The organism is Massilia paldalensis (assembly GCF_044901715.1).
Lineage (GTDB): Bacteria > Pseudomonadota > Gammaproteobacteria > Burkholderiales > Burkholderiaceae_D > Telluria > Telluria paldalensis.
In genome coordinates, this window is sequence record NZ_JBJCIU010000007.1 from 60,111 (window position 1) to 75,489 (window position 15,379).

The window sequence follows — 15,379 nt, forward strand, 5'->3', positions numbered from 1 at the left end:
CGCGATCCCGCGAAGACTTGCCATTTTAGCAGCGCTCGTTTGATGCCGGCGTGGGCAGCGCGTCCATGCCCCGCGTCCATTGATGCCACATAAAGCCGGGTCCGCGCCATCTCCTAGAGTGCGTGTCTCACCCACTACTGGAGAGAACATGAGCATCAATATGAAGATGAGCGTGAAGCACGTCCTGGCGGCCGCCCTCCTCGCCGGCGGCATCGGCAGCGCCGGCACGGCCGGTGCGCAGCAACTGGCCGGTGTTTCCGTCGGCCAGCTGCGCTGGGAGCTGGTCGACCTGACGCCGGACGACGGCATCACGCCCTGGATCGGCATGAACAGCTATGCCACCCAGTCCTATGCCAGCATCTACGACCAGGAAGGCAACGAGATCGACGGCGTGCGCATCGACCGCTACGGCACGACCGGCTTCGACAACGGCTACGCCAGCATGCAGGCGAACGCGCAGCCGGATGCGGCCAATGTGCTGCTGACGGTCCACAGCGGCTACGGCTACGTGAGCGCCAACCGCAGCTTCCGCTTCATCCTGTCGCCGCACACCCAGGTAAACTTCTTTGCCGACGCCGACCTGTGGGCGACGCCGGAGAAGCCGGGCGCCTCCTGGCCGAACGCGCTGGCCGAGCTGTACGGATCGCTGCCCGGCTACAACGACGGCGAACGTTTCATGCAGAGCTTCCACCTCACGGACGGCACGCTGCACGACACGCTGACGGTATCGGCGGCGTCGCAGGGCGAGTGGGTGAACGGCTATCTGGCACTGGATGCCTATGCGGTGGCGGAATCGCATGCGGCGCCGGTGCCGGAACCGGCGACCTACGGCATGCTGGTAGGTGGTGTCGCGGTGCTGGCGCTGGCGGGACGGCGGCGCCGGATCGCTTGATTCGACTGCGCATGGTGGGCATGTGATGCCCACCCTACGTCAAGCGCCGGTAGGGTGGGCACCACGTGCCCACCATTGCTGGCTCAGTGAGCTTCCTCCCAATTGCGTCCCACGCCCGTCTCCGCCACGAGCGGCACCTTCAGCGTGGCCACGCCCGCCATCAGCTCCGGCAGCTTCGCCTTCACCAATTCCAGCTCCCCTTCCGGCACCTCGAGCACCAGTTCGTCGTGCACCTGCATCACCATGCGCGTGCCCAGGTTTTCCTGTTCGATCCAGTCCTGCACGGCGATCATCGCCAGCTTGATCAGGTCGGCGGCCGTGCCCTGCATCGGCGCATTGATCGCCGCGCGTTCGGCGCCGGCACGGCGCGGGCCGTTCGGCGAATTGATCTCCGGGAGCCACAGGCGGCGGCCGAACACGGTCTCGACGTAGCCGCGCTCCTTGGCCGCGAGGCGCGTCTCGTCCATGTAGCGCTTCACGCCCGCGAAGCGCTGGAAGTAGCGCTCGATGTAGTTGCCGGCGGCGCCGCGCTCGATGCCCAGGTTCTGGGCCAGGCCGAAGGCGGACATGCCGTAGATCAGGCCGAAGTTGATCACCTTGGCGTAACGGCGCTGCTCGCTCTGCACCTCGTCGGGGGCCACGTTGAAGATCTCGGCGGCGGTGGCGCGGTGGATGTCCTCGCCCGCGGCGAAGGCGCGCAGCATCGCCTCGTCGCCCGAGATGTGCGCCATGATGCGCAGCTCGATCTGCGAGTAGTCGGCCGACACGATCACGTTGCCCGGCGCGGCGACGAAGGCTTCGCGGATGCGGCGTCCTTCGGCATTGCGCACGGGGATGTTCTGCAGGTTCGGATCGCTCGACGCGAGGCGGCCCGTGATGGCCACGGCCTGCGCGTAGTTGGTGTGCACGCGGCCCGTCTTCGGGTTGACCATCTTCGGCAGTTTATCCGTGTAGGTCGACTTCAGCTTCGACAGGCCACGGTGCTCCAGCAGCACCTTCGGCAGCGGATAGTCTTCCGCCAGCTTCTGCAGCACTTCCTCGTCCGTGGACGGCGCACCGGTCGCCGTCTTCTTGATGACGGGCAGCTGCAGCTTGCCGAAGAAGATCTCGCCGATCTGCTTCGGCGAACCGAGGTTGAACGGACCGCCGGCGATCTCGTACGCCTGCTGCTCCAGTTCCATGATGCGCGCGGCCAGCTCGTTCGATTGCACGGCCAGCAGGTCGGCGTCGATCAGCACGCCGTTGCGCTCGATCTTCTGCAGCACGACGGAGGTCGGCAGCTCGATCGTGCGGTAGATACGGTTCAAGCCCTCGTCCCCTTCGACATAGCCGATCATCTTCTGGTGCAGGCGCAGCGTGATGTCCGAATCCTCGGCCGCGTACTCGGTCGCGCGTCCCAGCTCCACCTGGTCGAAGCAGATCTGGTTGACGCCCTTGCCGCACACGTCGACGAAGGGAATCGTCGTGTAGCCCAGGTGGCGCAGCGCCATCGTGTCCATGTCGTGCGGCTTGTGCGATTCGAACACGTAGGATTGCAGCAGCGTGTCGTGCACGATGCCGCGCAGCTTGACGCCGTGGTTCTCGAAGATGTGGCTGTCGTACTTGAGGTTCTGGCCCAGCTTGGGCTTGTCCGGGTTTTCCAGCCACGGCTTCATGCGCTCCAGGACCATCTCGCGGTCGAGCTGCTCGGGCACGCCGGCATAGCGGTGCGCCAGCGGGATGTAGGCGCCCTTGCCCGCCTCAACGGATAGCGAGATGCCGACCATTTCCGCCGTCATGGGGTCGAGCGAGGTCGTCTCGGTGTCCACCGAGGTCAATGCCGCCGCATCGATCAGGGCCAGCCATTTTTCCAGCGCCTCCATCGTCGTGACGGTCTCGTACTCGCCCTTGATGATCGGCATGCCTTCCTGCGTGTCGCCCGCGCCTTCCGGCGAATTCAGCGCCACCGGCGCGGCAGCCTGCGCGCCCGGCATGCCGTACTTGGCAGCATTGCCCGGGCCCAGGTCGCGCAGCATGGTCTTGAAGCCGTAGCGCTCGAAGAAGGCACGCAGCGCCTCCTTGTCTTCCGGCCGGCCGATCAGGGTTTCCTCGAACGACACCACGTGGGCGGCCAGGTCGCAGTCGGTCTTCACGGTGATCAGTTCGCGGCCCTTCGGCAGCCATTCCAGGGCGGCCTGCAGGTTCGCGCCGACGGCGCCGCCGATCGAGGCGGCGTTCTCGATGACGCCGTCCAGGGAGCCGTGCAGCGTCAGCCACTTGACGGCCGTCTTCGGGCCGCACTTGGACACGCCCGGGATGTTGTCGACGGTGTCGCCGATCAGGGTCAGGTAGTCGATGATGCGGTTCGGCGGCACGCCGAACTTGGCCATCACGCCAGCCTCGTCGAGCTTCTCGTTGCTCATCGTATTGATCAGCATGACCTTGTCGTTGACGAGCTGGGCCAGGTCCTTGTCGCCGGTCGAGACGACCGTGTTCATGCCGCGCGCCGTCGCCTGCACGGCCAGCGTGCCGATCACGTCGTCGGCCTCCACGCCTTCGACCATCAGGATCGGCCAGCCCAGGTGGCGCACCACTTCGTGGATCGGTTCGATCTGCTTGGACAGGTCTTCCGGCATCGAGGCGCGCGTGGCCTTGTAGTCAGGGTACATGTGGTCGCGGAAGGTCTTGCCCTTGGCATCGAACACGCAGGCGATGTAGGCGGCCGGGAAGTCGTTGCGCAGGCGGCGCAGCATGTTGACCATGCCGTGCATCGCGCCGGTCGGGTAGCCGTCCGGGCTGCGCAGGTCGGGCAGCGCGTGGAAGGCGCGATAGAGATAGCTGGAACCGTCGACGAGAAGCAGGGTATTGTCCATGGAGGAAACGTGTTGTTGGTTGGGGCGCCGTCACGGGGCGAACGATGGCCGCCGTGGCTGCAAGATGGTGCGCCATTATCGCAGAATCGGGAAGGCAAAAAGCACGCCGGCGGCCGGCTTGGCGCCTGCATGATGACCTTGCTTCCAAGATGGGGATGCAACGACACTTTTCACAGGGAAGCGGCGCTGTTTGTTACAATGAACTAAACGACAAAGGTGACCATCATGCTGCGACCAATTTCCCGTTCCGCCCTCCTCGCGCTGTCGCTGGCTTCGCTGGCCGGCATGGCCGCGGCCCAGCAATCCGGCAGCCAGCCCGCGCCGAACCAGGCGCCGCCGCGGCTCGACCGCATCGAGCCGGGCAGCGACGTGCCGGCGACCACGATCCCGCCGAAACGCGGCACCGAGATCAAGGAAACCCGCGACGGCGGCCAGGTCACCGAAGTCGAAGTGACTGCCGGCGGCAGCCACTACTACATGAAACCGAATGCCCAGCCAGGCAACGCGCAGACCAACTCGATCCGCGCGCCGCAATGGAAAGTGGGCGAATTCGACTTTTCGGGCAAGCGCAAAGCCACGAACGACAGCGCCACCCCGACCCCGGCCGACGTGCCGCCTCCTCCTCCCATGCCCGCCACGAACGGGTCCGGAGTGAAGTAAACCGTCAACCGGGCGGCCGCCGCGCGCGGCCGCGACAGCGACCCTCTATTCCTACCACGATGGCAGTATTTACTTCGGTCACACTGGACGACCTGTCCCAGTGGATCAAGCAGTTCCCCCTGGGCCGCGCCCTCGCACTCGACGGCATTTCGAGCGGCATCGAAAACAGCAATTTTTTCCTCACGACGGAACGCGGCGAGTTCGTCCTCACCATCTTCGAAAACCTCGACTTCGAGCAACTGCCCTTCTACGTGCAGCTGATGCGCCACCTGGCCGAGCGCGGCATTCCCGTGCCGGCGCCCGTGCCGAACGACGCGGGTGAGCTCGTCGTCGCCCTGCACGGCAAGCCGGCCGCCATCGTCAGCAAGCTCGAAGGCAGCTCGCAGATGGATCCGCAGCCCGTGCACTGCGCCGAGGTGGGCACCATGCTGGCCCGGATGCACCTGGCCGGCCAGGACTTCGGCCTGCGCCAGCCGAACCTGCGCGGCCTGGACTGGTGGATCGAGACCGTTCCCAAGGTGCTGCCGTCGATGGATGCGGCAACGGGCGCCCTGCTGCAGTCCGAACTAGCGTTCCAGCGCGAATTCGCGGCTGGCACGACCTATGCGGACCTGGCGCGCGGCCCCGTGCATGCGGACTTGTTCCGCAATAACGTGATGTTCGTCGGCGAGCACCTGAGCGGCTGCTTCGACTTCTATTTCGCCGGCTGGGATGCCTGGCTGTTCGACCTGGCCGTTACCGTCAACGACTGGTGCATCGACCTGGACACGGGCCGCCTCGACCCGGCCCGCGTGCAGGCCCTGACACGCGCCTACCACGCCGTACGGCCGTTCACGGACGGCGAACGTGTTGCCTGGCAGCCCATGTTGCGCGCGGCGGCATTGCGCTTCTGGGTCTCGCGCCTGTACGATCTGTATCGACCGCGTGCCGCCGAACTCCTGACGCCGCACGATCCGACCCACTTCGAACGCGTGTTGCGCGAACGTATCGCTGTCCCCGCACCTGACCTGACCGCATGAACAACTTGCCCGCAAGCACCGGCTGGGAATGGCTGAAACAAGGCAGCGCCCTGTTCCGCAAGCAACCCCTGGCGCTGACCATCCTGCTTTTCGCCAACATCGTGTTCAGCATCGGCATGTCCGCCCTGCCGGTCCTGGGCCCCGTGCTGGCGATCGTCCTGATCCCGTCGTTCTCGATGGCCTTCATGCGCGCCTGCCTGATGATCGAGAACGGCGACCGGGTCACGCCGGAAGTGCTGCTGACGGGCTTCCGCCGGCCGGTGCTGGCGCCGCTGTGCAAGGCCGGCCTGGTCTACCTGGCCGTGTCGCTGGTGCTGATGGTGGTGATGCGCTTCACGGTCCCGACGGAATTCCTGCAGCAGATGGCCGCCGCCACGGCCGCCGGCAAGGCGCCGCCCCAGGTCGAGCTGTCGCACCTGCTGCGCATCTTCGGCACCTTCGTGCTCAATACGGTGGTGCTGGTGACGCTGTGCTTCGTGGCGCCGCTGACCTACTGGAAGCACATGGGGCCGGGCAAGGCCACCTTCTACAGCTTCTTCGCCGTGCTGCGCGCGGCCGGGCCGTTCATCGTGATGCTGGCCTCGTGGTTCGCCATCTTCTTCGGCGTGTGCATCCTGGCCGCCCTGATCTTCGGCGACGCGGCCGTGGGCCGCGCCGTGATCATGTGGCTGATCTTCCTGTTCGTGCTGCTGCTGCAGTGCGCGATGTATGCGGGGTACACGACCATCTTCGGCAAGCCGCTCGACAAAGGTCCCGTCGCCGCCTAGGGGTCAGAGTCCGGTGTTGAAGGTTGGACTCTGACCCCGGTGCTCAGCCCGCACCATCTCCGTTCACCGGCCAATCCGCTCCAGTTTGGCCACCGACAGATCCAGCACCTTCATCCCCGCCGCGCCGAAATTGATCTGGGCGCGCGCATTGGTCCCGCCCCCCTCGATATTCACGATCACGCCTTCGCCGAAGCGCGCATGGCTGACCGACTCGCCGATGCGCCAGCCGGTGCCGTTGGCATTGCTGGACTTCTGCGTGATCTGCTTGGCGATCTGGTTGTCGACGCCGCCCTCGCGGAAATTGGCGTCGTCCCAGGCGGTGGTCGACTTGCGGCCGGCGAACCAGTTGGTCTGCACGCGCGGCGTCAGCCACTTGATCGCTTCTTCCGGCAATTCGTCGAAGAAGCGCGACTTCATATTGAAGCGGGTCTGGCCGTGCAGCATGCGCTGCTGGGTAAAGCTCATGTACAGACGCTTGCGCGCGCGCGTGATCGCCACGTACATCAGCCGGCGTTCCTCGTCCACGCCATCCATCTCGCGCGAGCTGCTCTCGTGCGGGAACAGGCCCTCTTCTAGGCCCGTGATGAACACGGCGTCGAATTCCAGGCCCTTGGCCGAGTGCACGGTCATCAATTGCATGGCGTCCTGGCCGGCCTGGGCCTGGGCGTCGCCCGCCTCCAGCGAGGCATGCGACAGGAAGGCCGACAGCGGCGACATCACGGTGGTCAGCGGCGCATCCGCATCCAGCAGTTCGACGCCGTCCGCCATCACGATGGCGTCGCCGCTGGTGGCGGCCGCCTGCGGGCCCAGGTGCGCCGGCGCGTTCACGCCGAAGCCCTCTTCCTGCACGAACTGGGTGGCGGCGCCGACCATCTGCTGCAAGTTCTCGATGCGTTCCTGGCCTTCCTTCTCGTTCTCGTAGTGCGCCAGCAGGCCGCTGCGTTCCAGCACCACGCGCACCATTTCCGGCAGCGGCAGCTGCTGGGTCTCGAAGCGCGCGCCCTCGACCAGCTTGACGAAATTGGACAGCGAGCTGCCGGCCTTGCCCGTCATGTGCGGCACGGCCGCGTACAGCGACACGCCGTAGCTTTCGGCCGCCATCTGCAATTGCTCGAGCGAACGCGCGCCGATGCCGCGCGTGGGGAAGTTCACGACGCGCAGGAACGCGGAATCATTGTGCGGATTGTCCATCAGCTGCAGGTAGGCGATGGCGTGCTTGACCTCGGCGCGCTGGAAGTAGCGCAGGCCGCCGTACACGGTGTACGGCAGGCCGGCCGCGAACAGCGCGTGCTCCAGCACGCGGCTCTGGGCGTTGGAGCGGTACAGCACGGCGATCTCGCTGCGCGGCATGCCCTCGGCCATCAGGCTCTTGGCTTCGTCGACGATCCACTGCGCCTCTTCCAGGTCGGACGAGGCTTCGTACACACGCACCTGCTCGCCCTGGCCCGCATCCGTGCGCAGGTTCTTGCCCAGGCGCTTGGCGTTGTTGGAGATGAGGACGTTGGCGCTGTCGAGGATGTGGCCGTGCGAGCGGTAGTTCTGCTCCAGCTTGATCAGGTTCTTGACCTCGAAGTCGTGCTCGAAGGCCTGCATATTGCCCACGTTGGCGCCGCGGAAGGCATAGATGCTCTGGTCGTCGTCGCCCACGGCGAAGATGGCGCCGCCGGCCGGTTCGTTGTAGCCGGCCAGCAGCTTCAGGAGGTTGTACTGCAGGTCATTGGTATCCTGGAACTCGTCGACGAGGATGTGGCGGAAGCGCATCTGGTAATGCTGGCGCAGCGGGTGGTTACGCTGCAGCAGCTCGTAGGCGCGCAGCAGCAGTTCCGCGAAATCGACGACGCCCTCGCGCTGGCACTGCTGGTCGTACTGCTCGTACAGCTCGACCATGCGCTTCTGCACGTGGTCGTAGGCTTCCACGTCATGGGCACGCTGGCCGTTGTCCTTGGCGTTGTTGATGAAATACATCAGGTCCTTCGCCGGGAACTTTTCCGTGTCGACGTTCAGCGCCTTCAACATCCGCTTGATCATCGACAACTGGTCCTGCGAATCCATGATCTGGAACGAAGCCGGCAGCGCGGCGTCGCGGTGGTGCGTGCGCAGCAGGCGGTTGCACAGGCCGTGGAAAGTGCCGATCCACATCGCACGGGTATTGATCGGCAGCATCGTCGACAAGCGCGCCAGCATTTCCTTGGCTGCCTTGTTGGTGAAGGTCACGGCCATGATGCCGGCCGGCGACACCTGTCCCGTCTGGATCAGCCAGGCGATGCGGGTCGTCAGGACGCGGGTCTTGCCGGAGCCGGCACCCGCCAGGATCAGGGCACTCTGGGACGGCAGCGTGACGGCCGCAAGCTGTTCGGGATTCAGGTTGTCGAGGAGATTCATCTGGCCATTATACCGTCGGGGGCGGTGCCCGGCAGGCACCCGGATGCAATTTTACTGTTTATCTATACAGTATCGCAACAGCCGCACTTGTGTCCAGAAAACTATTCCAACGCGGAAAATAACGCACAGTGGCGACATGAAAACGGCAATTGGCGTAATTTAAAAGCAGATCGACCAACAGGAGAAAAGCATGCTGAATCGTGTAGTGACCGTGGCCGCACTGGCCGTAGGCGGCATGATGCTGTCGAAAAAATTCAAGAACAAGGCCTCCGGCATGGATTCGGGGATCATCGAAGCCATCGAGGTAAACGTGCCGGTGCGTACCGCGTACAACCAGTGGACCCAGTTCGAAGACTTCCCACAGTTCATGGCCAGCGTCAAAGAAATCCGCCAGCTGGACGACAAGCACCTGCACTGGAAAGCCAATGTCGCCGGCGAAGACAAGGAATGGGACGTCGAGATCACCGAGCAGATCCCGGACGAGCGCATCGCCTGGCGCAGCACGTCGGGCGTGCCGAACGGCGGCGTGGTGACCTTCCACAAGATCGCCGACAACGTCACGCGGGTGGTCCTGCAGATGGATTACCAGCCGGAAGGCGCGCTGGAAAAGATCGGCGATGCCCTCGGCGCCGTCCGCCTGGAAGCGCGCGGCAACCTGCAGAAATTCAAGGACATGCTCGAAGCGCGCGGCAAGGAAACGGGCGGCTGGCGCGGCAGCATCTCGCAGCACTGAGCCAACGGTCTCGGGAACGCCGCCATGCGCGGCGTTTTTTATTGCATGTGGGCGGACTATTTTGGCCGGGGTCGGCACTTCCGTCACCGAACTAACAGAAGCGGCCTCGGCGCTGGGAGTAGCATGGCGTGGCGGCATATCGCGGATGTGCCGGCCACATTCCCTGGAGAATCCCATGCCCACGAACATTGATCCGACTCGCCGGTTGACGCAGGACGCGTCGCTGGACGAGCACCCGGTCAAAAGTTTGCTGCGCGACCACAACCTGGTGCGCAAGCTCGCCGACCACTACTTGAACGACCATAGCAAGGATGCCAGGAAACAAGCCGCCATCCAGCTCGTGCAAGCCGTCCACAACCTGGAGCGGCTGAAGGAAACCGTGTTCTATCCCGGCGTGCGGCGCGTGGCGCCGAACCTGGTCGCGCACCTGGAAGAAGAAAGCCTGGACGTCGACGACGTGCTGGCGGCCCTGAGCGGCATGGCGATGGACGACGCGCGCGCCGAACCGCTGCTGCGCGAACTGATCGAAGCCGTCACCAGGCATATGCGCGACGAGGAAACCCAGCTGTTCCCGGTGCTGCGCCAGGCGGCATTCGACCTGATGCCGATCGGGCTGGAGATGCGGGCGTTCGAGGCGAACCTCGTGCATATGCAGGCGCGGCGAAGCGATCGCATGAATCGCCACTGACACCCATCGACGTCGTCCCTGCGCAGGCAGGGACCCAATTTCTGCGAGCAATTCGGCACCGCATGCAAAATTGGGGGCGATAGTGCCGGCGGCACTATCGCCCCCTTCGCGGGGACGACGTGGTTTAAGTTTCGCTTACTGAATTACCACACCCTGCACTGCTTCGCCTTCTCCTTCACCATCGGCTGCCCCGGCTTGCACTGGAACGCCTGCTGGAACTGCGGCATGTTCACCACCAGGCCGTTCACGCGGTAGCGTCCCGGCGAGTGCGGATCCGTCAGTGCGCTCACGCGCAGGTTTTCCGGACGGTCGTTTTCACAGGCCCACTGCGCATTGCCGACGAAGAAGCGCTGCTCCGGCGTCAGGCCGTCGCGCAGGCCCGGCTGCGCCTTTTGCGGCATGCTGGCCATCTCGTTCTGCCACGCCATCCAGCCCAGGATCAGGCCGCCCAGGTCGGCGACGTCCTCGCCCAGCGTCAGCTTGCTATTGATCTTGATGTCGTCGACGACCGTGTACTGGGCGTACTGGTCGGCGATGCACTGGGCGCGTTCCTCGAAGGCTTTCGCATCCTTTTTGGTCCACCAGTCCTTCAGGTTGCCGTTGGCGTCGAACTGGCGGCCTTCGTCGTCGAAGGCGTGGGTCAGTTCGTGGCCGATCGTGCCGCCCGTGTTGCCGTAGTTCGGCGCGTCGTCCATCTTCGGGTCGAACAGCGGCGGCTGCAGCACGCCGGCCGGGAAGTTGATGTCGTTCATCTGCGGATTGAAATAGGCGTTCACCGTCGGCGGCGTCATGCCCCATTCGCTGCGGTCGAGCGGCTTGCCGATCTTGGCCAGGTCGCGGCGCATCTCGAACTGGTTGCCGCGCTCGACGTTGCCGGCGAAATCGCCCGGCTTGACCGTGTAGCTGGAATAATCGCGCCACTTGTCCGGATAGCCGATCTTGTTGACGATGGCGGCCAGCTTTTCCTGGGCCTTGGCCTTGGTCTCGGCGCTCATCCAGTCGAGTTCGTCGATGTCCTTCTTCATCGCCTCCTCGATCTGACGCGTCATGTGCAGCGCCTTTTCCTTCAGCTGCGGCGAGAACGCGCGGCCCACGAATTCCTGGCCCAGCGCTTCGCCCAGCTGCTGGTCGACCAGCGCCACGCAGCGCTTCCAGCGCGGTTGCTGCTGCTGCACGCCGCGCAGGGTCTTGCTGTAGAAATCGAAGTGCTCGTTGTCGAAGTTCGACGACAGGCGCGAGGACATATTGCGCGCCACGTGCCAGCGCAGGTAGGTGCGGGTGGCCTCGATGTCGCTCGTCTTCCACAGCCTGGCCAGCGCCTTGAAGAAGGCCGGCTCGGTGACGTTGAAGCTGGCCTGCCCTTTCTCGCCGATGCCGTCCAGGTAGGCATTCCAGTCGAAGCCCGGGGTCAGCGCCTGCAAGCCCTTGGCATCGACCTTGTGGAACAGTTTGTACGGATCGCGCTTGTCGACGGTCGACAGCGAGGCCTTGGCCAGCGCCGTTTCCATCGCCATCACGCGCGCGGCGTTCTTCTGCGCCTGGGCCGGGGCGTCGCCCAGCAGCTTGAAGGTATTGGCGATGTGGGCCACGTACTTGGCGCGCACGTCCTGCGATTTGGCGTCCGTCTTGAAGTAGGATTCGCGATCCGGCAGGCCCAGGCCGCCGGCGAAGGCGAACGCGATCACCTTCGAGGAATCGGCGAAGTCCTGGCTCGACCCGAAACCGAAGAACAGGCCGCCGTCGGCCAGCGCCAGGTGCAGGCCGGCCAGCGCCTGCGGCAGGTCGCGCTGCGAGCGGATCGCGGCGATCCGGTCGAGATAGGGTTTGAGCGGCGCGGCGCCGCGCGCCTCGATGGCGCGCTCGTCCATGCAGGCGCCGAAATAGTCGCCGATCTTCTGCTGGTTCGCAGTGCGGCCGTCCTGGCGCTGCGACAGGTCTTCCAGGATGCCCCACAGGTAGCGGCGGTTTTCCTGGGCCAGCTTGCCGTACACGGACCAGCGTGCCTGGTCGGCCGGGATCGGATTGTTCTTCATCCAGCCGCCGCAGGCGTACTGGTAGAAGTCGACGCACGGGTCGGCCGTGCGGTCCATCGCATTCACATCCAGGCCGGGCGTGTACGGGAACGACGTGGCCGGACGCTCGGCCGCCGCCGGTGCGGCCGCGGCGTCCTGGGCGGATGCCGGCGCCGCGGCGCCGAGGAAAGACGGGAGGAGTGCGAGGAGAAGTGCTAGGCGGACTGGGCGCATCGCAGATATTCCGGATAAAGGTTGTCAAGCACGCAAGGTGCGGGCGGCCATGCTCTCATACTTCGAATTACGCGGCAATATTTATTGCCGATTAAATCTATCCAATTATCACGAATTAAAAAATTAATTGGAAATAAAAAATGCGGCATCTATTTCCTTATCGGGAAATACATGCCGCATTCGGCATCCGGCGATCAATGCGCGCAATCCGGAGATTCGAGCGCGCCTGATCGCGAGATAATCCGGGCCTGGAATCGGGCGCTTAGAACTTGAAGACGACGCCGACGCTGTAGTTGGTGGTGTCGCTTGCCGGTTTCTGCACTTCGGCGCGGCCCGAGATGGCCGGGGTGAAGTTGTAGTTCAGGCCGATACCGTACAGGACCTTGTCAGTGTCTTCGCCGTACGAGTAGTTACCGTACGACGCTTCGGCGCGCAGCTTGTTCCAGCCCAGGCGGCCGTAGATGTCCAGCTGCGGGTTCAGCGGGTAGAAGCCCAGCACCGACACGTGGGTCTGCTTGGCCTTCAGGTCGACCGAGGCGCCGTTGAAGAACTCGACGTCGTACTTGCCCAGCTGGCGGTAGCCGGCTTCGATGGCGAAGTACTGGTTGAAGCCGTAGCCGATGAAGCCGCCGAAGCTGCCCTTGGTGTCCAGGTCGTCGATCTTGGTGGCACCGCCGTCGATACCGGCGTAGTAGGAGGTCGGGGCGGCTGCGAACGACGAGGATGCCAGCAGGGTCAGTGCCGCTGCTGCTGCGATTTTCTTGAACATGAGTTTCCGATGTGTGGTTAATCTATTTTTATTAATAATTGAAAGCCAATTTCAATTACCGGCGCGGATTATACAAGATCGATTTTGAATTTGCACGACGGTGGTGCAATCGTGTGCGTTTCTGGATACGCCCGGATAGGGTTTTGCATTTAATACGTGCATATAATCGAGCACTGTCGGACGATAAAAAACAAAAGGGACATGCATCGTTTCCGCATGTCCGTTTGCATGGAAAAGAGAATGGCTCAGCCCTGCGGCGCCGGCGTTGCCAGTCCCCTCGCCATGGCGTCGCGGATCACGGCGCGCACGGCCTTGTCGGCGCGCTCGCTTTCCCGCTCCATCTGCTTGCCCAGCGCATCCATGCGTTTGCCGAGCTCGTCAATTGGCTTGCTGGCCTCGTCCATGCGCAGGCTGACCTGGCGCATCGACTGTTGCGCCTCGCGCTGGGCCCGCGATTGCGCGGCGTCGCCCATCTCGGCGCCGAGCCGGGACATGTCGCCCTGCAGTTCGGCCATGCGGGCCTGCAGGCGCGCGCGCTCGTCCGCGTCGGCCCGGGCCATGCCGCGGCCGACCTGTTCCATCTCGCGTCCCACCGCGGACATGCGCCGTTCGACGTCCTTGATGCGGCGCTCGTCGGGCTGCATGGTCCCGGCCGTGCGGTCCATCTCCCTGCCCAGCGCATCCATTGCCTTGCCGTGACGGTGCATCTCCTGGCCATAGGCCCCCATCTGCTTGCCCAGGCGCTCCACCGGCTCCCAGGCCGCATGCACTTTCGCCAGCGTCGCGCCGTCCTGGATCACCCAGGCCTTGCCGCCTTCGCGCACCCACAGGAATTCCCGGTCGCCCACCTGCTTGCGCACTGCCTTCAGCCTGCGCCAGTCGTCGGCCTCGCCGGTGATCGTCATGCCGCGCTCGTTCGCGCCGACGAGCGCATAACTGTCCACCGTGCCGGGCTGGCGGGCGGCATGGGCGCCAGCCGTCAGCGCCAGGCCCAGGCACAGGCCGGCGAGGATGCGGGAAAGCGGTGCGGCGCTGCGGCGCGCCTCGGATGTGTGCCGGACCATGGGTTCCTCCTTCGTTCGTGGTGTAAGGACAGGACCCATCATGGGCGTGCGGGGGTGTCGCGGCCAGCGGGCTGCGACGAACTGCCGGATCGGCGGAACAGGCGGAAAAATCGGGGGAAGGACTGCCGCCATGCATACAAGCGGCAGTGGAGCGACCGGCCGGCCGCGCAGGACGACCGGTAACGCGGGATCAGTACACCACGACGGAGCGGATCGATTCGCCGGACTTCATCAGGTCGAAGCCTTCGTTGATGCGGTCGAGCGGCAGGTGGTGGGTGATCAGGTCGTCGATGTTGATCTTGTTTTCCATGTACCAGTCGACGATCTTCGGCACGTCGGTACGGCCGCGGGCGCCGCCGAATGCGGAGCCCTTCCATTCGCGGCCCGTCACCAGCTGGAACGGACGGGTCGAGATTTCCGCGCCCGCTTCCGCCACGCCGATGATGATCGACTGGCCCCAGCCCTTGTGGCAGCACTCCAGCGCCTGGCGCATGGTGGTGGTATTGCCGATGCACTCGAACGAGTAGTCGGCGCCGCCGTCGGTCAGCTGGACGATCGCGTCGACCACGTTGCCGACGTCCTTCGGATTGACGAAGTGGGTCATGCCGAACTTGCGCGCCATGGCTTCGCGCTCCGGGTTGATGTCCACGCCGATGATCTTGTCGGCGCCGACCATCCTGGCCGCCTGGATCACGTTCAGGCCGATGCCGCCCAGGCCGAACACGACCACGTTGGCGCCCGCCTCCACCTTGGCCGTGAAGATCACGGCGCCGATGCCCGTGGTGACGCCGCAGCCGATGTAGCAGATCTTGTCGAACGGCGCGTCATTGCGCACCTTCGCCACGGCGATTTCCGGCACCACGATGTAGTTCGAGAAGGTCGACGTGCCCATGTAGTGGTAGATCGGCTTGCCGTCCAGCGAAAAGCGGGACGTAGCGTCAGGCATCAGGCCGCGGCCCTGCGTCGAGCGGATCGCCTGGCACAGGTTGGTCTTCTGCGACAGGCAGAATTTGCACTGGCGGCATTCCGGCGTGTACAGGGGGATCACGTGGTCGTCCTTGCGCAGGCTCGTCACGCCCGGGCCCACGTCGACGACGACGCCGGCACCCTCGTGGCCCAGGATCGCCGGGAAGATGCCTTCCGGATCGGCGCCGGACAGCGTGTAGTAATCGGTGTGGCAGATGCCGGTGGCCTTGACCTCAATCAGCACCTCGCCCGCCTTCGGGCCTTCGAGTTCGACTTCTTCGATCGTCAGCGGCTTACCCGCTGCCCACGCAATCGCTGCCTTGGTTTTCATATGGAATTCC

At 64.6% G+C, this 15,379-nt stretch carries 12 protein-coding genes; 6 read left to right on the plus strand and 6 right to left on the minus strand.

The genetic code is table 11. From position 1 onward, the window contains the following. Nucleotides 1–148: 148 nt before the first annotated feature. Nucleotides 149–892 (plus strand): PEP-CTERM sorting domain-containing protein, encoded by a 744-nt coding sequence (locus ACI1V7_RS25615; protein WP_404534948.1) that lies wholly within the window; start codon nt 149–151, stop codon nt 890–892. 83 nt (nt 893–975) lie between these two features. Here the strand turns inward: ACI1V7_RS25615 and polA are convergent, their stop codons facing one another. Continuing rightward, on the minus strand, nt 976–3,744 hold the full coding sequence (gene polA / locus ACI1V7_RS25620) for a DNA polymerase I (protein ID WP_404534950.1): 2,769 nt from the start codon (nt 3,742–3,744) through the stop codon (nt 976–978). Between the two features lie 225 nt (nt 3,745–3,969). Here polA and ACI1V7_RS25625 point away from each other — a divergent pair, with 225 nt between their 5' ends. Genes ACI1V7_RS25625 through ACI1V7_RS25635 form a run of 3 tightly spaced genes read left to right on the plus strand, consistent with a single transcriptional unit; the run spans nt 3,970 to nt 6,190 of the window. Next, a complete protein-coding gene (locus tag ACI1V7_RS25625; protein WP_404534953.1) occupies nt 3,970–4,404 on the plus strand; it encodes a hypothetical protein in 435 nt (144 codons plus the stop codon). A gap of 59 nt (nt 4,405–4,463) precedes the next feature. After that, nucleotides 4,464–5,423 carry a homoserine kinase gene (locus ACI1V7_RS25630; protein ID WP_404534955.1) on the plus strand — a complete coding sequence of 320 codons (960 nt, stop codon included), beginning with the start codon at nt 4,464–4,466 and terminating at the stop codon, nt 5,421–5,423. After that, nucleotides 5,420–6,190, plus strand: coding sequence for a BPSS1780 family membrane protein (locus ACI1V7_RS25635; RefSeq protein ID WP_404534957.1), 771 nt, complete (start codon nt 5,420–5,422; stop codon nt 6,188–6,190). The genes ACI1V7_RS25630 and ACI1V7_RS25635 overlap by 4 nt, the downstream gene beginning before the upstream one ends. Nucleotides 6,191–6,253: 63 nt before the next feature. Here the strand turns inward: ACI1V7_RS25635 and ACI1V7_RS25640 are convergent, their stop codons facing one another. Continuing rightward, entirely contained in the window at nt 6,254–8,572 is a 2,319-nt protein-coding gene (locus ACI1V7_RS25640) for a UvrD-helicase domain-containing protein (protein WP_404534960.1), read from the minus strand. 190 nt (nt 8,573–8,762) lie between these two features. Here ACI1V7_RS25640 and ACI1V7_RS25645 point away from each other — a divergent pair, with 190 nt between their 5' ends. Together ACI1V7_RS25645 and ACI1V7_RS25650 are read left to right on the plus strand one after the other, a co-directional pair. Beyond that, the gene (locus ACI1V7_RS25645; protein ID WP_404534962.1) at nt 8,763–9,305 is read left to right on the plus strand and encodes an SRPBCC family protein; all 543 of its coding nucleotides are present in this window, start codon (nt 8,763–8,765) and stop codon (nt 9,303–9,305) included. 175 nt (nt 9,306–9,480) lie between these two features. Then, nucleotides 9,481–9,993: a hemerythrin domain-containing protein gene (locus ACI1V7_RS25650; protein ID WP_404534965.1), complete on the plus strand. Its 513-nt coding sequence runs from the start codon at nt 9,481–9,483 to the stop codon at nt 9,991–9,993. A 143-nt stretch (nt 9,994–10,136) separates the two neighbouring features. Here ACI1V7_RS25650 and ACI1V7_RS25655 read toward each other — a convergent pair whose 3' ends face one another. The 4 genes from ACI1V7_RS25655 to ACI1V7_RS25670 form a co-directional block, all read right to left on the minus strand. Continuing rightward, nucleotides 10,137–12,239: a M13 family metallopeptidase gene (locus ACI1V7_RS25655; protein ID WP_404534966.1), complete on the minus strand. Its 2,103-nt coding sequence runs from the start codon at nt 12,237–12,239 to the stop codon at nt 10,137–10,139. A 262-nt stretch (nt 12,240–12,501) separates the two neighbouring features. Then, nucleotides 12,502–13,008, minus strand: a complete 507-nt coding sequence (locus ACI1V7_RS25660; protein ID WP_404534968.1) for a porin family protein — start codon at nt 13,006–13,008, stop codon at nt 12,502–12,504. A 245-nt stretch (nt 13,009–13,253) separates the two neighbouring features. Next, nucleotides 13,254–14,072, minus strand: coding sequence for a hypothetical protein (locus ACI1V7_RS25665; protein WP_404534969.1), 819 nt, complete (start codon nt 14,070–14,072; stop codon nt 13,254–13,256). A gap of 190 nt (nt 14,073–14,262) precedes the next feature. Continuing rightward, nucleotides 14,263–15,369: an S-(hydroxymethyl)glutathione dehydrogenase/class III alcohol dehydrogenase gene (locus tag ACI1V7_RS25670; RefSeq protein ID WP_404534972.1), complete on the minus strand. Its 1,107-nt coding sequence runs from the start codon at nt 15,367–15,369 to the stop codon at nt 14,263–14,265. Nucleotides 15,370–15,379: the final 10 nt, after the last annotated feature.